Annotated in this window: 2 protein-coding genes; both read left to right on the forward strand. The window is 67.3% G+C overall.

Annotated features, from left to right (window positions below; genetic code table 11):
• The first annotated feature begins 2 nt into the window (after positions 1-2).
• Positions 3-7,781 (forward strand): non-ribosomal peptide synthetase, encoded by a 7,779-nt coding sequence (locus OCX61_RS07015; protein ID WP_261943159.1) that lies wholly within the window; start codon positions 3-5, stop codon positions 7,779-7,781.
• On the forward strand, positions 7,774-21,399 hold the full coding sequence (locus tag OCX61_RS07020; RefSeq protein ID WP_261943160.1) for a non-ribosomal peptide synthase/polyketide synthase: 13,626 nt from the start codon (positions 7,774-7,776) through the stop codon (positions 21,397-21,399). Before OCX61_RS07015 ends, OCX61_RS07020 begins: the two co-directional genes overlap by 8 nt.
• Positions 21,400-21,440 lie beyond the last annotated feature (41 nt).

Raw genomic sequence — 21,440 nt, forward strand, 5'->3', positions numbered from 1 at the left:
GCATGACCCGCAACACTACGCTGCGTATCGCCGAGAAGTTCATCGGGTTGCCGCTCGAACAACGCCGTCAGTTCCTCGCCAAGCTGCGCCAGGATGGCAAGGACTTCGGCCTGCTGCCGATCCCGGTCAGCCGCCATGGCCTTGAGGCCATTCCGTTGTCTTACGCCCAGCAGCGCCTGCTGTTCCTCTGGCAGCTCGACCCGCAGAGCGCGGCCTACAACATGGCTGCTGGCCTGCGCCTGCACGGCCAGCTCGACGAAGGCCGTTTGCAGGGCGCCTTCGACGCCCTGATCGAGCGCCATGAAGCGCTGCGTACGGTGTTCCAGGTCGACGGCGAACAGCCGCTGCAACGGGTGCTGGCAGCCGAACCCCTGGCGCTGCGGCGTGTCGAGCTTGGGGCGGCTGACGAGGCCGAGCTGGCGCGCCTCGTGGAAGCCGACGTCGCCCGCCCGTTCGACCTGCTCAATGGCCCGCTGCTGCGCGCCAGCCTGTTCCGCCTGGGCCAGGATCAACACGTGCTGGTGGTGTGCATGCACCACATCGTTTCCGATGGCTGGTCGATGGACGTGATGGTCCGCGAGTTCGTGCAGTGCTACCAGGGCGGTGCCCAGAGCCTGCCAGCGTTGCCGCTGCAGTATGCCGACTACGCCGTGTGGCAGCGCCGCTGGCTGGAAGCCGGTGAGGGTGAGCGGCAGTTGCAGCACTGGCGCGAGCAGCTGGGTGAAGACCATCACCTGCTCGAAGTGGCGGCCGATTTCCCGCGCCCGCCTGTGCAGAGCCTGCAGGGTGAGACCCTGAAGTTCGACTTCGGCGAGCCGCTGTCGCAGCGCCTGCGCGATACCGCCCGGGCCCGGGGCGTGACCCTGTTCATGCTGATGCTGACCGGCTACGCGTTGTTCCTCTCGCGCCATTCCGGCCAGCGCGACATCCGCATCGGTGTGCCCAACGCCAACCGCGGCCGCGAAGAGGTGGAAGGCCTGATCGGTTTCTTCGTCAACACCCAGGTGCTGCGCTGCGTGGTCGACGAGCGCCTGTCGCTGGGTGAACTGCTGGTGCGGGTGCGCGAGGCGACCTTCGCCGCCCAGGCCAATCAGGAGCTGCCGTTCGAGCAGCTGGTGGAGGTGCTGGCGCCAGAGCGCAGCCTTGGGCACAACCCGCTGTTCCAGGCCAAGTTCAACCAGAACGTCGGCGTGCAGAAGCAGACCGCGCTGCAACTGCCGGGGCTGGCCATCAGCGAGTACCCGCTGCGCAAGGAAGGCACCCACTTCGACCTGGCCCTGGACATCACCGACGACGGCCGCCTGGTGCACGGTGAAATGACCTACGCCAGCGACCTCTACCAGCGCTCCACCATCGAAGGGTTCATCGCTGCGTTGCGTGAGCTGTTCGAGACACTGCTGGCTGCGCCAGATGCGCCGCTGCACATCCTGGTCAAGGCGCCTGCCACAGAGGTTGTCAGCCACCATGCGCAACCGGCTTTGGTCCTGCAGCGCTGGGATCAGCAGGTGCGCCGCCAGCCCGATGGCATGGCGGCAGCTTGTGCAGGGCAACGGCTCAGCCATGCCGAACTGGACCGCCAGGCCAATCGCCTGGCCCATCACCTGCGCGCCCTGGGCGTCACTGCGGGTGCGCCGGTCGCGGTGCTGATGGAGCGCTCGCTGGACTGGCTGGTATGCCTGTTGGGTATTCTCAAGGCGGGTGGCGTCTACATGCCGCTGGACAGCAAGGCGCCGACCGAGCGCCTGCAAGGGATGCTGCAGCGCAGCGGCGCTACGGTGTTGCTGTGCGAGTCTGCCGAGACTCGCCAGCAGGCATTGGCCTCTTCAGCTTGCCAGGTACAACCGTACGCACCGGCGTGCTGGGCCGCGCTGCCGGATAATGCGCCACATGCCGCGCTCCTGGCGGATGCACCGGCCTACGTGATCCACACCTCCGGCTCCACCGGCCAACCGAAGGGGGTGGTGGTCAGCCATGGCGCCTTGGCCAGCTATGTCGACGGCCTGTTGCAACGTCTGGACCTGGCGGCGGACGCGAGCATGGCGCTGGTCTCCAGCATCGCTGCCGACCTTGGCCACACGGTACTGTTCGGCGCCCTGTGCTCCGGGCGCACCCTGCATGTGTTGCCGGAGGCGCTGGGCTTCGATGCCGATGCTTTCGCTGCCTACATGGCCGAACAGCGTATCGGCGTGCTGAAGATCGTCCCAAGCCACCTCAACGGCCTGCTGCAGGCAGCCAACGCGGCACACGTGCTGCCAGAGCATGCCTTGATCGTCGGCGGTGAAGCGTGTTCGCCCGCGCTGTACCAGAAAGTTCGCGAGCTCAAGCCGGGCTGCCGCTTCATCAACCACTACGGCCCCAGCGAAACCACGGTTGGCGTGCTGACCCACGAACTGCAAGGTGAAGCGCCGCAGGCGATACCCTTGGGCACGGCGCTGCCGGGTGCCAGTGTGCGGGTGCTGGACGATGTGCTCAACGTGTTGCCAGCGCGTGTCGCGGGCGAACTCTACATTGGCGGCGACAGCCTGGCGCAAGGCTATCTCGGCCAGGCGGCACTGACCGCCGAACGTTTCGTGCCTGACCCGTTCGGTGCGCCGGGCTCGCGCCTGTACCGCAGCGGTGACCGCGTGCATCGCGACAAGGCAGGCTTGCTGCACTTCCTCGGGCGTGCTGACGACCAGGTGAAGATCCGTGGTTATCGTGTCGAGCCGGGAGAGGTCGGCCGCGTGCTGCGTGGCCTGGACGGGGTGCATGACGCCGTGGTGCTGGCGGTGCCGCAAGGGGATGACCCGGCGCAGCTGCAACTGGTCGGCTGGTGCGTGCCAGGCAACCCCGCGCTGAGAGTCGAGGCCCTGCGCGAGCAGCTGCAGGCGCTGCTGCCGGACTACCTGATACCGGCCCATCTGCTGTTGCTGGAGCGCCTGCCGCTGACCGCCAACGGCAAGCTGGACCGCCGCGCATTGCCGCCGCCGCAGGTACAGCTCAAGCGCCATGTCGCCGCCAGTACACCGCTGGAAGAGCAACTGCTGGGCATCTGGCAAGCGGTGCTCAAGCGTGAAGATATCGGCGTTGAAGACAACTTCTTCGAGCTCGGTGGCGACTCCATTCTCAGCCTGCAGATCATCGCCCGGGCCAAGCGCCAGGGCATCAAGCTGAGCCCGCGCCAGCTGTTCGAAAAGCAGACCGTCGCCCAGCTGGCCCAGGTTGCCAAGCTGACCGCTGCAGTGGCCAAGCCCGCCGCTGTTGCGCAAGTCAGCGGCAGCATGCCGCTGCTGCCGGTACAGGCACGCTTCTTCGAACTGGCCCTGAACCAGCCTGGGCATTACAACCAGGCGGTCATGCTGCAACCGCGCCAGGCGTTGACGGCGAGCATCGTCGAGCAGGCCCTGGCGCTGCTGGTCAACCAGCATGATGCGTTGCGCCTGGCCTTCGAGAAGCGGGACGGCAGCTGGCGTGCCGAGCACGGTGCTGGCGTGCCAGGCGGACTCTTGTGGCATAGCCCGGTGGCTGATGCCGCGCAACTGCAGGCCATTGCCGACGCGGCGCAGGTCAGCCTCGATCTTGCTCAAGGGCCGCTGCTGCGCGCCGTGTTGTTTGACCTGGCTGAAGGTGGGCAGCGCCTGCTGTTGGTGATTCACCACCTGGTGGTCGACGGTGTGTCCTGGCGCGTGCTGCTGGAGGACCTGGAGCAAGCCTGCGTCGCCCTGCTGGCCGGGCGCGTGCCAGCGCTGGCGGAGAAGGGCACGGCATTCAAGGCCTGGGCCGAGCGCCTGGTGGGCTGGGCCCAGGCGCCTGCCCGCGATGCTGAACTGGCTTACTGGCAAGCGACCCTCGCCGGGCACACCGGCGACCTGCCGGCGGCACGCCGCGACGCCGGGCTGCAAGTGCGCCACGCTCGTACCGTGCGCTGCCGGCTGCCTGCCGACACCACGCAGAGCCTGCTGCAGCAGGCGCCGGCAGCCTATCGCACGCAGGTCAACGACCTGCTGCTCACGGCACTGGCACGGGTGCTGTGCCGCTGGACCAGGCAGGGCAGTGCGCTGGTGCAACTGGAGGGCCATGGCCGCGAAGATCTGTTCGACGGCGTGGACCTGAGCCGCACCTTGGGTTGGTTCACCAGCCTGTTCCCGGTGGCACTGACCCCGACCGACGACCTGGCCGGCTCGCTCAAGGCCATCAAGGAGCAGTTGCGTGGCGTGCCCGGGCGCGGTATCGGCCACGGTGTGCTGCGCTACCTTGGCAGCCCGGCACAGCAGGCGGCGTTGCAAGCCTTGCCGGCCGCGCGGGTGACCTTCAACTACCTCGGCCAGTTCGACCAGGGCTTCGGCGAAGACCGGCTGTTCGCACCCGCCATGGAAAGCGTTGGCGCCACCCAGGCGGCCGATGCGCCACTGGGCAACTGGCTGAGCGTCAACGGCCAGGTACTGGGCGGCGAACTGGAGCTGGGCTTCACCTTCAGCCAGGCGATGTTCGACGAGCCGGTAATCGCCCGCCTGGCCGACGACTACGCCAGCGAACTGGCCGCGCTGGTCGAGCACTGCCTCGACAGCCAGGCCGGCGGCGCCACCCCGGCCGACTTCCCGCTGGCGGGCCTGACCCAGGCACAGCTGGATGCGCTGCCGGTCGACCTGCGCCAGGTCGAGAACATCTACCCGCTGGCACCGATGCAGGAAGGCATGCTGTTCCACAGCCTGTACGACGGCCAGGCCAGCAGCTACGTCAACCGCCTGCGCCTGGACCTCGACGACCTTGACCCTGACCGCTTTATCCAGGCCTGGCAGCTGGCGCTGGACCAGCATGAATCACTGCGCGCCGGGTTTGTCTGGGAGCAGGGCCTGGAAGCACCACGCCAGGTGGTATGGCGCCATGTCGAGCTGCCGGTCGAACGCTTCGACTGGGCCGGCGAGGCCGATATCGACGCGCGCCTCGAGGCGCTGGCGCAGGCCGAGCAGGCACGTGCCTTCGACCTCGGCCAGGCTCCACTGCTGCGCCTGGTTCTGGTGCGCACCGGCCCGCAGCGCCATCACCTGATCTACAGCAGCCATCACATTCTCATGGACGGCTGGAGCAATTCGTTGCTGTTCGCTGCCGTGATGCAGGCCTATTCGGGGCAGCCTGCCGTGCTGGTACAGGCCAGCCGTAGCGACTACCTCGGCTGGCTGCAGCAGCAGGATCGTGCGGGCGCCGATGCGTTCTGGAAAGCCCAACTGCTCGACCTGGACGGCCCGTCGCTGCTCGGCGCTACCCGCGATACCGCCCAGTCCGGGCAGGGCGCGGTGGTGCTGGAGCTGGGCCATACGCTGAGCCAGGCCCTGAAGCACTTTGCGCAGACCCAGCAAGTCACCCTCAACAGCGTGCTGCAGGCCGCCTGGGCGCTGCTGTTGCAGCGTCGTACCGGTCAGCGTCGGCCCTGCTTCGGTGCCACCGTGTCCGGGCGCCCGGCGGAACTGCCGGGCATCGAGCAGCAACTGGGCCTGTTCATCAATACCCTGCCGGTGGCCACCGAGCCGCAAGGGCAGATGGCCGTCGCCGACTGGGTGCGTGAGGTGCAGGCGCTCAACCTGCGCCTGCGCGAGTATGAATACCTGCCGCTTTATGCCATCCAGGCGGCGGCCGGGCGCAATGGCGAAGCGCTGTTCGACAGCCTGCTGGTGTTCGAGAACTATCCGCTGGCCCAGAGCCTGTCGGACAGCAGTGCCGGGTTGCGCTTGTCCGGCCTGGATTATCAGGAGTACAGCGGCTACCCACTGACCCTTATTGCCGAAGCGCGCGAACAGATGCAACTGACCTTCGCCTACCAGCGCCAGGTCTTCGGCCAGCAGCAGGTGCAGCAGATTGCGGCCGAGTTGCGCCATCTGCTGCTAGGCTTCGCCAGCGCACCGCACGCCTTGCTGGGCAGCTTCGGGCTGGTTGATGCGGCGGCACATGAGCGGATCGTGAAGGAATGGAATGCCACGGCACGCGACTACCCCTGTACGCCATATGTGCATCAGCTGTTCGAACAGCAAGTTGCCCGCCAGCCGCAGGCGCCGGCGCTGACCTTCGCCGAACGTACGCTGAGCTACGCCGAACTCAATGCCGAGGCCAATCGCCTGGCGCAGCACCTGCGTGGCATGGGCGTGGGCCCGGACGTGCTGGTCGGCATCGCCGCCGAGCGGTCGGTGGAGATGGTGGTCGGCCTGCTGGCGATCCTCAAGGCCGGTGGCGCCTATGTGCCGCTGGATCCGGAGTACCCGCAGGAGCGCCTGGCCTACATGTTCGAGGACAGCGGCATCGCCTTGCTGCTGACCCAGTCGCACTTGCGCGACGGCCTGCCGATTCCCGCAGGGCTGGCCGTGCTCGACCTGGACCGGGCCGAAGCCTGGAGCGCGCTGGACGCACACAACCCGGGCGTGCGGCTGCACCCGGAAAACCTCGCCTACGTCATCTACACCTCCGGCTCCACCGGCAAGCCGAAAGGCGCTGGCAACCGCCATGTCGCCTTGCACAACCGCCTGGCCTGGATGCAGGAGGCGTATCAGCTCAATGCCGATGACAGCGTGCTGCAGAAGACACCGTTCAGCTTCGACGTGTCGGTGTGGGAGTTCTTCTGGCCGCTGATGGAAGGTGCGCGCCTGGTCATGGCGCGGCCCGGTGACCACCGTGACCCGGCGCGCCTGGCCGAGCTGATCACCCGCGAGCAGATCAGCACGCTGCACTTCGTGCCGTCGATGCTGCAGGCCTTCGTCGGTGACGAAAACGCCGCACGCTGCACCTCGCTGCAGCGGATCATCTGCTCCGGCGAAGCGCTGCCGGTAGAGCTGCAACGCCAGACCCTGGCGCTGCTGCCGCAAAGCGGCCTGTACAACCTGTATGGCCCGACCGAAGCGGCCATCGACGTCACCCACTGGACCTGCGTCGAGGAAGGCAAGGACGCCGTGCCGATCGGCCAGCCGATCGCCAACCTGCAGACCTACGTGCTGGACGGTGAGCTGAACCCGGTCAGCCCCGGCGTCACTGGCGAGCTGTACCTGGGCGGCATCGGCCTGGCGCGCGGTTACCACTGTCGCCCGTCGCTGACCGCCGAGCGTTTCGTCACCAGCCCGTTCGGCGCCGGCCAGCGGCTGTACCGCACCGGCGACCTGGCGCGCCAGCGCGAGGACGGGGTGATCGAGTACGCCGGGCGCATCGACTACCAGGTGAAGATCCGCGGCCTGCGCATCGAACTGGGCGAGATCGAAGCGCGGCTGCAGGAGCAGGACGCCGTGCGCGAAGCCGTGGTAGTGGCCGCCGATGGCCCGAGCGGCAAGCAACTGGTGGCCTACCTGGTGGCCGAGCAGGCCGATAGCCTGGAGGCAATCAAATCGCACCTGGCCGCCGTGTTGCCGGACTACATGGTGCCGAGCCAGTGGGTGCTGCTCGAGCGCATGCCGCTGTCGCCCAACGGCAAGCTCGACCGCAAGGCCTTGCCCAAGCCGGAGCTGGGCCAGTCGCGGCGCGAGTACCTGGCGCCGCAGAGCGAACTGGAGCAACGCCTGGCTGCCATCTGGCAGGAGGTGCTCAAGGTCGAACAGGTCGGCCTCAACGACAACTTCTTCGAACTGGGCGGCCATTCGTTGCTGCTGGTGCGCCTGGTTTCCCGGATCAAGACCGAATGCTCGGTCGAATTGCCGATCCAGGACGCCTACCTCGCCGACGACCTCGGTGCCCTGGCCGCTTTGGTAGCCCGCAATGCGGGCCCGGCAGAACAAGACTACGACGCGATTTTTGACGCCTTGGACGAACTGGAGGCATTTGATGCTTAAGCAAGGGACCCAACAGGGCAATGAGCTGGTCCAGCGGATCAGCGCGCTGGGCCACGACAAGCGCGTGGCCCTGTTCAAGCGCCTGCTGGAGAAAGGTGTCGATCTGGGCCGCCTGCCCATCGTGCCACTGGCCGACGGTGAGGCGCCACGGCTCTCCCACGCCCAGCAGCGCCAGTGGGTGCTCTGGCAGCTGGACCCGGAAGGCGCTGCCTACAACATGGTGACCGTGTTGCGCTTGCGCGGGGCACTGGACCTCGACGCCCTGCACCAGTCATTCGCCGACCTGGCGGCGCGGCACCAGACGCTGCGCACGCGCTTCTTCCTCGAGAATGACGGCCAGCCGCGTCAGTGCATCGATCCGGTCGCGGCACTGACAATCGCCACGCGCAGCCTGGCGCAAGCCGACGAACCGACGTTGCTGGCCGCCATCGAGGCCGAGGCCATCCGCCCGTTCGACCTGGAGGCAGGTCCGCTGTTGCGGGTGGCGCTGCTGGAGGTGGGCGAGGCAGATCGCGTACTGGTGCTGACCCAACACCATATCGTCTCCGACGGCTGGTCCATGCAGTTGATGGTCGACGAGCTGATCAACCTTTATCAGGCGCATTGCCAAGGCCTTGTGGCGCAGCTGCCGACCTTGCCGATCCAGTATGCCGATTACGCCGGCTGGCAGCGCCAGTGGCTGGCGGCGGGCGAGCGCGAGCGGCAGCTGAACTACTGGACGCAACGCCTGGCCGGCGAGCAAGGCCCGCTGGAGCTGCCATTCGACCGCCCACGGCCGGCTCGCCGCAGCAGCCAGGGTTGCCGTGAAATGCTCGAACTGCAGCCATCGCTGCTGCAGGGGGTCCGGCAACTGGCCCAGGCCCAGGGCTGCACGCCGTTCATGGTGTTGCTGGCCTCGTTCCAGTTGCTGCTGCATCGCTACAGTGGCCAGGCTGACATCCGTGTCGGTGTGCCTTCGGCCAACCGCAATCGCGCCGAGACCGAGCGCCTGCTGGGCTTTTTCGTCAACACCCAGGTCCTGCGCGCCGACGTTGATGGCCAGGCGTGTTTCCTCGACCTGCTCAAGCAGGTGCGCCAGGCTGCGCTGGAAGCCCAGTCCCACCAGGACCTGCCGTTCGAGCAGTTGGTCGACGCGCTGCAGCCGGAGCGCAGCCTGAGCCACAGCCCGTTGTTCCAGGTGATGTTCAACTATCAGGTCAGCGAGGGGGCTATCAGTGAGGGCGTGAAGCTGCCGGGGCTGGAAGTCGAGCAAATGCAATGGGCCATGCCCAGTGCGCAGTTCGACCTGAGCCTGGACTGTGTCGAGCATCCACAAGGCCTGAGCGCTTCGTTGATCTACTCGACCGACCTGTTCGATGCGCCGCGCGTCCAGCGCATGGCCGTACACTGGCAGAACCTTCTGCGGGCCATCGTTGAGGCTCCGGCACAACGCATGGGCGATCTGGCCATGCTGCACGAAGAGGAGCGGGTACTGGCGATCGTTGGCTGGAATGCCACGTCGCGCGACTACCCCGGCACGCCGTATGTGCATCAGCTGTTCGAACAGCAAGTTGCCCGCCAGCCGCAGGCGCCGGCGCTGACCTTTGCCGAACGTACGCTGAGCTACGCCGAACTCAATGCCGAGGCCAATCGCTTGGCGCAGCACCTGCGTGGCATGGGCGTGGGCCCGGACGTGCTGGTCGGCATCGCCGCCGAGCGGTCGGTGGAGATGGTGGTCGGCCTGCTGGCGATCCTCAAGGCCGGTGGCGCCTATGTGCCGCTGGACCCGGAGTACCCGCAGGAGCGCCTGGCCTACATGTTCGAGGACAGCGGCATCGCCTTGCTGCTGACCCAGTCGCACTTGCGCGACGGCCTGCCGATTCCCGCAGGGCTGGCCGTGCTCGACCTGGACCGGGCCGAAGCCTGGAGCGCGCTGGACGCACACAACCCGGACGTGCGGCTGCACCCGGAAAACCTCGCCTACGTCATCTACACCTCCGGCTCCACCGGCAAGCCGAAAGGCGCCGGCAACCGCCATGTCGCCTTGCACAACCGCCTGGCCTGGATGCAGGAAGCCTACCGTCTGACGGCCGACGACAGCGTGCTGCAGAAAACACCGTTCAGCTTCGACGTGTCGGTGTGGGAGTTCTTCTGGCCGCTGATGGAAGGTGCGCGCCTGGTCATGGCGCGGCCCGGTGACCACCGTGACCCGGCGCGCCTGGCCGAGCTGATCACCCGCGAGCAGATCAGCACGCTGCACTTCGTGCCGTCGATGCTGCAGGCCTTCGTCGGTGACGAAAACGCCGCACGCTGCACCTCGCTGCAGCGGATCATCTGCTCCGGCGAAGCGCTGCCGGTAGAGCTGCAACGCCAGACCCTGGCGCTGCTGCCGCAAAGCGGCCTGTACAACCTGTATGGCCCGACCGAAGCGGCCATCGACGTCACCCACTGGACCTGCGTCGAGGAAGGCAAGGACGCCGTGCCGATCGGCCAGCCGATCGCCAACCTGCAGACCTACGTGCTGGACGGTGAGCTGAACCCGGTCAGCCCCGGCGTCACTGGCGAGCTGTACCTGGGCGGCATCGGCCTGGCGCGCGGTTACCACTGTCGCCCGTCGCTGACTGCCGAGCGTTTCGTCACTAGCCCGTTCGGTACCGGCCAGCGGCTGTACCGCACCGGCGACCTGGCGCGCCAGCGCGAGGACGGGGTGATCGAGTACGCCGGGCGCATCGACCACCAGGTGAAGATCCGCGGCCTGCGCATCGAACTGGGCGAGATCGAAGCGCGGCTGCAGGAGCAGGACGCCGTGCGCGAAGCCGTGGTAGTGGCCGCCGATGGCCCGAGCGGCAAGCAACTGGTGGCCTATTTGGTGCCGGAACCGACCTCGCTGGCTCGTGCCGAAGCGGAGATCCAGGGCGGCTACCTGCAAGGCGTCAAGGCGCAATTGCTGGATATGCTGCCGGACTACATGGTGCCAGCGCAGTGGATGCTGCTCGAACAGATGCCGCTGTCGCCCAACGGCAAGCTCGACCGCAAGGCGCTGCCCAAGCCTGACCCTGCGCAATCGCGCAGTGAATACCAGGCGCCGCGCAACGCGCTGGAGCAGCGCCTGGCGCTGATCTGGCAGGACGTGCTGCGTCTGCGGCAGGTCGGCGTGGACGACAACTTCTTCGAGCTGGGCGGGGATTCGATCATCTCCATCCAGATCGTCAGCCGGGCGCGTCAAGCGGGTATCCGCTTCGCGCCGCGTGATCTGTTCCAGCACCAGAGCATCCGTCGCCTGGCCACTGTGGCGCAACTCAGCGAGAGCCTGCAGATCGACCAGGGGCCGGTAACCGGTGAAGCGCCGCTGCTGCCGATCCAGCGCACGTTCTTCGCCAGTGAGATTCCCAACCGCCAGCACTGGAACCAGTCGCTGCTGCTGGCCCCGGCCGAACCGCTGGACAGCGAACGGCTGACACATGCCCTGGCCGCGCTGTTGCAGCACCATGACTCGCTGCGCTTGCGGTACCAGCAGGTCGACGGCGCCTGGGTGCAGACCCATCAGCAACAGGTGGGCGCCGACGGGCTGATCTGGCAGCATCAGTTGCTCAGCCTCGACGAGCTGCCGGCCTACTGCACCGAGGTGCAGCGCAGCCTCGACCTGGCCGCAGGCCCCATGCTGCGCCTGGCCCTGATTACCCTGCCGGACGGCACACAGCGCCTGCTGTTGGCGATTCACCACCTGCTCATCGACGGTGTCTCCTGGCGCATCCTGCTGGAAGACCTGCAGGCGGCCTATCGCCAGTTGCAGGCTGGGCAGACGCTGCAGTTGCCGGCCAAGACCACCTCGTACAAGGCCTGGGGCGAGCGCCTGGTCGAACATGCCCGGTCCGCGCCGATGGTCGAGCAGCTCGGCTACTGGAAGCAATTGCTGGACGGCGCGCCGCAGGAGCTGCCGCGTGACAATCCACAGGGTGCGATGGACAACCAGCATGCGCGCAGCGTCACCACGCGGCTGGACGCCACGCGTACCCGCCAGCTGTTGCAGGAAGCGCCAGCGGCGTACCGCACCCAGGTCAACGACCTGCTGCTGACCGCCCTGGCCCAGGTCGTCTGCGCCTGGAGCGGCGAAGCGTCGGCGCTGGTGCAGCTGGAAGGGCACGGTCGCGAAGACCTGTTCAGCGACATCGACCTGTCGCGCACGTTGGGCTGGTTCACCAGCATGTTCCCGGTACGCCTGACCCCGGTCGGCGACCTGGCAGCGTCCATCAAAGGCATCAAGGAGCAGCTGCGGGCCACCCCCGACAAGGGCTTGGGCCACGGCCTGCTGCGCCACCTGGGCAGTGCCGAGGCACGCGCGGCACTGGCCGCCTTGCCGCAACCGCGTATCACCTTCAACTACCTGGGGCAGTTCGATGGCGACTTCGCCGAGGGCGCGTTGTGGGTGCCCGCCAGTGAAGGCCGTGGCGCCGGGCAAGATCCGCAGGCACCGCTGGGCAACTGGCTGAGTGTCGATGGCCAGGTGTTCGGTGGCGAGCTGAGCCTGAACTGGACCTTCAGTGGCGAGGTTTATACCGAAGCGACCATCGCCCGCCTGGCCGAGGCCTACCAGCAGGCCCTGGAGGCGCTGATCGCGCACTGCCTGGTGCAGAGCCACGGCGGGCTGACCCCGAGCGATGTGCCACTGGCCGGGCTGGACCAGGCACAGCTCGATGCGCTGGCGTTGCCCGCCCGGGCCATCGCCGAGATCTACCCACTGTCGCCCATGCAGCAGGGCATGCTGTTCCACAGCTTGTACGAAGCCTGCGGCCGTACCTACGTCAACCAGATGCGCCTGGATATCCGTGGCCTGGACGTCGAGCGCTTCGCCAGTGCCTGGCAGCAGGCGGTCGATCGCCACGAACTGCTGCGCGCAGGCTTTCTCTGGGACGGCGGGTTGGAGTCGCCGCGCCAGGTGATCCAGCGCCAGGCCAGCCTGGAGATCCTGGTCGAGGAGGGCGGCGAAGGTTCTGCCAGCCTGCTGGACGAGCGTGCTGGCCAAGAACTGGACCGCGGTTTCGACCTGGCCTGCCCACCGCTTTTGCGCCTGTGCCTGGTGCGCACTGGCACTGACAGCCATCACCTGATCTACACCAGCCACCACATTCTGATGGATGGCTGGAGCAACTCGCGGCTGCTCGGCGAGGTGCTGCAAACCTATGCCGGCCAGGCCGTCGCTGCGCCAGAAGGGCGCTATCAGGACTACCTCGCCTGGCTGCAGGGCCAGGACCAGGCAGCCAGCGAGCGTTTCTGGCAGGCTCAACTGGCGCCGCTGGAGGAGCCGACCCGCCTGGCGCTGGCCTGCGCCCGAGCGGATCGGGCCAAGCCCGGCCAGGCCCTGCACAGCGCCCGGCTGAACGTCGAACAGACCCGCCGCCTGCAGGCTTTCGCCCGGCAGCGGCAGGTCACCCTCAACACCTTGGTGCAATCGGCCTGGCTGCTGCTGTTGCAGCGTTATACCGGCCAGCGCAGCGTGGCGTTCGGCGCCACCGTGTCTGGGCGCCCGGTGGAGCTGCCAGGGATCGAGCAGCAACTGGGCCTGTTCATCAACAGCTTGCCGGTGATCGCCACACCGGACGGCGCGCTCAGTGTTGCCCAGTGGGCCCAGGCGGTGCAGGCGCAGAACCTGGCCCTGCGCGACCACGAGCATACGCCGCTGGCAGACGTGCAACGCCTGGCCGGGCGCAACGGCGAAGCGCTGTTCGACACGCTGCTGGTATTCGAGAACTACCCGGTTTCCGAGGCCCTGCAGGCGGCCCCGGGTGGCCTTGGCTTCAGCAACCTGGGCTACAGCGAGCAGAGCGGCTATGCCTTGACCTTGATCGCCCAGGTGGGCGAGGAGCTGGAGCTGGCCTTCAATTACTTGACCCAGGACTTCGCCGAGCCGGCCATCCGCCGCATCGCCGGGCAATTGACCCAACTGCTGTTGCAGTTCATGGCGCAGCCGGATAGCCCGCTGGGCGAGCTGTCGTTGCTGGAGGCCGGTGACTGCCAGATGGTGGTCGAGCAATGGAATGCCACGGCGCGCGACTACCCTGGCACGCCGTATGTGCATCAGCTGTTCGAACAGCAAGTTGCCCACCAGCCGCAGGCGCCGGCGCTGACCTTCGCCGAACGTACGCTGAGCTACGCCGAACTCAATGCCGAGGCCAATCGCCTGGCGCAGCACCTGCGTGGCATGGGTGTGGGCCCGGACGTGCTGGTCGGCATCGCCGCCGAGCGTTCGGTAGAGATGGTGGTCGGCCTGCTGGCGATCCTCAAGGCCGGTGGCGCCTATGTGCCGCTGGACCCGGAGTACCCGCAGGAGCGTCTGGCCTACATGTTCGAGGACAGCGGCATCGCCTTGCTGCTGACCCAGTCGCACCTGCGCGACGGCCTGCCGATCCCTGCAGGGCTGGCCGTGCTCGACCTGGACCGGGCCGAAGCCTGGAGCGCGCTGGACGCACACAACCCGGGCGTGCGGCTGCACCCGGAAAACCTCGCCTACGTCATCTACACCTCCGGCTCCACCGGCAAGCCGAAAGGCGCCGGCAACCGCCATGTCGCCTTGCACAACCGCCTGGCCTGGATGCAGGAGGCGTATCAGCTCAATGCCGATGACAGCGTGCTACAGAAGACACCGTTCAGCTTCGACGTGTCGGTGTGGGAGTTCTTCTGGCCGCTGATGGAAGGTGCGCGCCTGGTCATGGCGCGGCCCGGTGACCACCGTGACCCGGCGCGCCTGGCCGAGCTGATCACCCGCGAGCAGATCAGCACGCTGCACTTCGTGCCGTCGATGCTGCAGGCCTTCGTCGGTGACGAAAACGCCGCACGCTGCACCTCGCTGCAGCGGATCATCTGCTCCGGCGAAGCGCTGCCGGTAGAGCTGCAACGCCAGACCCTGGCGCTGCTGCCGCAAAGCGGCCTGTACAACCTGTATGGCCCGACCGAAGCGGCCATCGACGTCACCCACTGGACCTGCGTCGAGGAAGGCAAGGACGCCGTGCCGATCGGCCAGCCGATCGCCAACCTGCAGACCTACGTGCTGGACGGTGAGCTGAACCCGGTCAGCCCCGGCGTCACTGGCGAGCTGTACCTGGGCGGCATCGGCCTGGCGCGCGGTTACCACCGTCGCCCGTCGCTGACCGCCGAGCGTTTCGTCACCAGCCCGTTCGGCGCCGGCCAGCGGCTGTACCGCACCGGCGACCTGGCGCGCCAGCGCGAGGACGGGGTGATCGAGTACGCCGGGCGCATCGACTACCAGGTGAAGATCCGCGGCCTGCGCATCGAACTGGGCGAGATCGAAGCGCGGCTGCAGGAGCAGGACGCCGTGCGCGAAGCCGTGGTAGTGGCCGCCGATGGCCCGAGCGGCAAGCAACTGGTGGCCTACCTGGTGGCCGAGCAGGCCGATAGCCTGGAGGCAATCAAATCGCACCTGGCCGCTGTGTTGCCGGACTACATGGTGCCGAGCCAGTGGGTGCTGCTCGAGCGCATGCCGCTGTCGCCCAACGGCAAGCTCGACCGCAAGGCCTTGCCCAAGCCGGAGCTGGGCCAGTCGCGGCGCGAGTACCTGGCGCCGCAGAGCGAACTGGAGCAACGCCTGGCTGCCATCTGGCAGGAGGTGCTCAAGGTCGAACAGGTCGGCCTCAACGACAACTTCTTCGAACTGGGCGGTGATTCCATCGTCTCGATTCAGCTGGTCAGCCGCGCCCGCCAGCAAGGACTGCGCTTCACGCCCAAGGACGTTTTCGAGCAACAGACATTGCAGCGCCTGGCCGGCGTTGCCGAGCAGAGCGAAGCGAGCCAGGTCGAGCAAGGGCCGGTGACTGGCGAGGCACCGTTGCTGCCGATCCAGCAACTGTTCTTCGACACGGCAATCCCGGCTCGCCATCACTGGAACCAGGCCTTGCTGCTGGCGCCTGTCGAGGCGCTGGACGGTGAACGCCTGCGCGCCGCGCTGCAGCATGTGTCGCTGCACCATGACGCCCTGCGCCTGCGCTATCGCCAGGACACTGCGGGCTGGGTGCAGTATCACGCCGCCGTCGACCAGTGCGTGCAGTTGCAGTGCGTGCAGGTCGATACGCTCGAACAGGTGGCGGCCGAGGCCCAGCGCAGCCTGTCGCTGGAGCACGGGCCACTGTGCCGTGCGCTGCTGGCCAGCCTGGCCGATGGCAGCCAGCGCCTGCTGCTGGTGGTCCACCACCTGGTCATCGACGGCGTGTCCTGGCGCATTCTGTTGGAGGACCTGCAGAGCGCCTACCGCCAATTGCAAAAAGGCCAGGCGCTGCGCCTGCCAGCCAAGACCAGCGCCTACAAGGCCTGGGGCGAGCAGCTGGTAGCCCATGCGCAGTCCACGGCGATGAGCGCCGAGCTGGGCTACTGGCAGGCGCAGCTTGCCGAAGGCGGCGAAGGCATCGTTGCCGACCACCGCGATGGCAGCCAGGCCAAACGCCATGCTCAAACCCTCACCAGCCGCTTCGACCCGGCTTTGACCCGCGCACTGCTGCAAGAGGCGCCGGCGGCCTATCGCACCCAGGTCAACGACCTGCTGCTGACCGCCCTGGCCCAGGCCCTGTGTGCCTGGAGCGGTGAAGCCTCGGCACTGGTGCAGCTGGAAGGGCATGGGCGTGAGGAGCTGTTCGACGCCATCGACCTGTCGCGCACCCTGGGCTGGTTCACCAGCCTGTATCCGGTGCGTCTGCAACCCGCTGCCGATATCGGCACGTCGATCAAGCGTATCAAGGAACAACTGCGCAACGTGCCGAACAAAGGCCTCGGCTACGGCCTGCTGCGCCATCTCGGTCCTCAGGCTGCCCGCCAGACCCTGGCTGCCCTGCCGCAGCCGCGCATCACCTTCAACTACCTGGGGCAGTTCGATGCCGGCTCGGCAGAAGATGCGCTGTGGCGCCTGGCTGATGAGTCGGCCGGCAGCGGTATCGACGATGATGCACCGCTGGGCAACTGGCTGAACCTGGATGGCCAGGTCCACCAAGGCGTGTTGAGCCTGAGCTGGACGTTCAGCACCTGTTCCTTCGAGGCAAGCCGCATACAGGCGCTGGCGACCGCCTTCGAAAGCGCCCTGCGGGCACTGGTGGAGCATTGCCAGCAGCCGGGCAGCCAGGGGGTGACGCCGGCGGACTTCCCCCTGGCCGCCCTCGACCAGGCCCAGCTCGATGCGTTGCCTGTGGCGGTGGATGACATCGAAGACGTGTACGCGTTGTCGCCGATGCAGGAGGGGATGCTGTTCCATACTCTGTCCGATGGTGGCTCGGCGCTGTATGTCAACCAGGTCTGCCTGCCCGTCGACGGCCTCGATCCGCAACGCTTCGCGGCGGCCTGGCAGCGTGTCATGGCCCGCCACGACATCCTGCGCACCAGCTTCCACTGGCAAGGCTTGCCACGCCCGGTGCAGGTGGTTCACCGCCAGGCCCGCCTGGACTTCGAACTGCTCGACTGGCGCGGTGAGGCAGTAGACGAGCTGCGCCTGGCCGAGCGCGCTGAAGCAGAGTGCGCCCGTGGCTTCGACCTGACTCGTGCGCCGTTGCAGCGCCTGCTGCTGATCCGCGTGGCGGAGCAGGGCTACCACCTGGCCTGGACCAGCCATCACATCCTCATGGATGGCTGGTCCAGCTCGCAGTTGTTCGGCGAGGTGATGGAGCAGTATCACCAGGGCGGCAGCACCGGTGAGGTGGGCCGTTACCGCGATTTCATCGCCTGGCTGCAGCGCCAGGACCAGGGTGCCCTCGAGCGCTTCTGGAAAGACCGCCTGCAACGCCTGGACGAGCCGACTTCGCTGAGCCAGGCCGTGCACCCGCGGCAGGTCAGCGACGAACAGGGCCACCATGCGCTCTATACCCGTTGGGACGGTGAGCGCACTGCTCGCCTGCAGCAGCGTTGCCGTGAACTGCGCATCACCGCCAACACCTTGGTACAGGGCGCCTGGCTGCTGCTGTTGCAGCGCTACACCGGCCAGTCGGCGCCGTGCTTCGGCGCGACCGTCGCCGGGCGCCCCGAGGGGCTGGCAGGGGCTGATCGCATGCTCGGCCTGTTCATCAACACCCTGCCGGTGATCGGCCGGATGGACGCCGGGCAGCCACTGCTCGACTGGCTGCAGGCCTTGCAGCGCGACAACCTGGAACTGCGCGAGCACGCCCATGTGCCACTGGCCGACGTCCAGCGCTGGTCGGGGCAGGGCGGGCAGCCGTTGTTCGACAGCATCATCGTCTTCGAGAACTACCCGATCGATCAGCGCCTGGGCGAAAGCGCGGCCAGCGGGTTGAGCTTCGGCCAATCGTCCAACCACGACGTCACCAACTTCCCCATGGACCTCGCGGTGCACCTGGGCGAGCAGCTGTCGATCGAATACCTGTACCTGCGCGGCTGCTTCAGCGAGCCGGTGGTACAGGGCATTCGCGCCATGATGGAGCACCTGCTGGAAGAGATGCTCGCCAATCCGCACGTGGCGCTGGGCAACCTGCAGCGTCTGCCGCAGGCACAACGCAAAGCCCTGCAGGGCTGGAGCGCGGCACCTGCCAACACCTGGCAGGCACAGTCACTGGTCGAACTGATTGGCCGCCATGCCGGGCAGCGCCCGCACGCGTTGGCGGTGCAGTGTGGCGGGCAGCAGCTCGACTACCTGCAGCTGGAGCGCTCGGCCAATCGCCTGGCAAACCGCCTGCAAGCATTGGGCGCCGGCCCTGAAGTGGTGGTCGGCGTCGCCCTGGAACGTTCGGTGCAAACCCTGGTGGCCTTGCTGGCGGTGATGAAGACGGGCGCCGCCTACCTGCCACTGGATATCGACTACCCGGCCGAACGCCTGGCCTACATGGTCGATGACTCGGGCATGGCCTTGCTGATCACCGAGGATGCACTGCAGGCGCGCGTGCCTGCGCCAGCTGCCTTGCAACGCGTGCTGCTCGATGACGCAGACCAGGGCCATTGGCCGGACACCGCACCGATGTCGCAGGCCCGGCCGGGCAACCTGGCCTACCTGATCTACACCTCTGGCTCTACCGGCCGGCCGAAAGGCGTGGCGGTGCCGCAAGCGCCGCTGAGCATGCATTGCCAGGCCATTGCCGAGCTGTACGAGATGGAGCCTGGCGTGCGCGAGCTGCATTTCATGTCGTTCGCCTTCGACGGTGCCCACGAACGCTGGCTGACCACGTTGATGGTAGGCGGCACGCTGGTGATTCGCGATGGCAGCCTGTGGACGCCGGAGCAGACGTGCCGCGTGCTGCACGAACAGCGTATCGATATTGCCTGCTTCCCACCGGCCTACCTCAAGCAGATGGCCGAGTTTGTCGAAGGCAGCGGCATGCCGGCGCCGCCGGTGCGCATCTACTGCTTTGGCGGTGATGCGGTAGCGGAGCGCAGTTTCGAACAGGTCCGGGCGGCGCTGCGTCCGCGGCACTTCACCAATGGCTATGGCCCCACTGAAACCGTGGTCACGCCGTTGCTGTGGAAGGCGGCGGGCAACGACCGTTGCGGCGCCGACTACGCGCCCATCGGGCGTGCCGTGGGCGAGCGCAGCCTGCATGTGCTGGACGAGCAGCTCAACCCGCTGCCGGTGGGCTTCGCCGGTGAGTTGTACATCGGTGGCGAAGGGGTTGCCCGTGGTTATCAGAACCGACCCGGGCAGAGCGCCGAGCGCTTCGTACCCGACCCGTTCGGCAGCGCCGGCGCGCGGCTGTATCGCACCGGTGACCTGGTGCGCCTGCGCGAGGATGGCATCCTCGATTACCTGGGGCGTATCGACCAGCAGGTGAAGATCCGCGGCTTCCGCATCGAACTGGGCGAAGTCGAAGCGGCGTTGCGCCGTCAGCCGGGCGTCGAAGATGCCCTGGTGGTGGCGCGTGACAGTGCCTGCGGCAAGCAATTGGTCGGCTACGTGGTCGGCGATCGTTCACTGACGGGTGACAGCCTGAAAATGGCCCTGCGCGCCAGCCTGCCGGACTGGATGGTGCCGATGCAGGTCATGGTGCTGCCCGCGTTCCCGTTCACGCCCAACGGCAAGCTGGACCGCAAGGCGCTGCCGGAGCCGAGTTTCCAGCAGGAGGCATATGTGGCACCGCGCAATGCCGTAGAGCAGATGCTGGCTGAGATCTGGGCTCAGGTGTTGCAAGTCGAGCAGGTCGGCATCGAAGACAACTTCTTCGAACTGGGCGGTGACTCGATTCTCAGCCTGCAAGTGGTATCGAGGGTGAAGAACCACTCAGGCCTGGACCTCGACCTGAAGTTGCGCGACCTGCTGCGTTACCAGACCATTGCCGGCATTTGCCAGCGCCCCCTGGAAACGGTCAGCGGCCCGGTCGAGGACGGCAGCCTGGTGGCGGTGGAGGGTGCTTTCCGCCTGCTGCCGATCCAGGAGTGGCTGTTTGCCGAGGACATGCTCGAGCCGCAGCACTTCAACCAGGCGCTGATGCTCAAGGCGCGCGGCGCATTGGACCTGGATGCACTGGAGCGCGCCCTTGGGGTGATCCAGCGACACCACGATTCGCTGCGCCTGCGCTTCAGCCGCGACAGCGGCCGCTGGTTGCAGCACTACCTGGCCGAGGACGCCTGTGCGCCGCAGCTGTGGCGCCGCGAGGCCGCCGATGCCGAGGCGCTGGAGCAGCTGGCCAACCAGGCGCAACGCAGCCTGGACCTGGCCGACGGCCCGATGTGGCGTGCCATGCACGTGACCATGGCCGACGGTGAGGCGCGCCTGCTGCTGGTGATCCACCACCTGGTGGTGGATGCGGTGTCCTGGCGTGTGCTGCTGGAAGACCTGCGCAGCGCCTACGAGGCCTGCAGCCTGGGCCAGCAACCCGTGCTGCCGATGCGTAGCAGCAGCTACCGCGCCTGGGTCGAGCGCCTGGCGCAGGATGCTGGGCGAATCGCCGCCGAGGAAGCCGACTGGTGGCTGCAGCAGCTGGACCGCCCGATACAGGACTTGCCCTGCGACAACCCTCGTGGCCGCAACCAGGTCAGTGAACAGGCCGTGGCCAGGGTCGTGCTCGACAGCAGCCCGACCAGCCGCCTGCTCAAGGAAGCGCCAGCTGCCTATGGCACGCAGATCAACGACCTGCTGCTGACCGCCCTGGGGCGCGTGCTGTGCCGTTGGAGCGAGCAGGAATCGGTGCTGGTGCAGCTGGAAGGGCATGGCCGCGAAGACCTGTTCGAAGCCCTCGACCTGTCGCGCACACTGGGTTGGTTCACCAGCATGTTCCCGGTTCGCCTGCAGCCTGAGGTGGACATGGGGCGTTCGATCCTGGCCATCCAGGGGCAACTGCAGGCCGTGCCGAACAAGGGCATCGGTTATGGCGTGCTGCGCTACCTTGGCCAGCCTGGGCTGGGCGAGCGCCTGGCGCGTCTGCCGCAGGCGCGGATCACCTTCAACTACCTGGGGCAGTTCGACCAGAGCTTCGACGACAAGGCGCTGCTGGTACCGGCTGCCGAAGGCACGGGGGATTGCTACAGCCCCGCTGCACGCCTGGGCAACTGGCTGGAGATCATCGGCCAGGCCTATGACGGTTGCCTGGCGCTGCGCTGTGTCTACAGCACGCGCCGCTACCGCCCCGAGACCGTGCAGGCGCTGATGGACGATTATCGCGTCGAGCTGGAGCTGTTGATCGAGCACTGCCTGGCGCGTCTGGGCTGAGCCTTTTCGTCATTCAACCGGGGGGCCTGCGCAGGCCTCCC

It is taken from the genome of Pseudomonas sp. LRP2-20, from assembly GCF_024349685.1.
In the GTDB taxonomy this organism is placed as follows: Bacteria; Pseudomonadota; Gammaproteobacteria; order Pseudomonadales; family Pseudomonadaceae; genus Aquipseudomonas.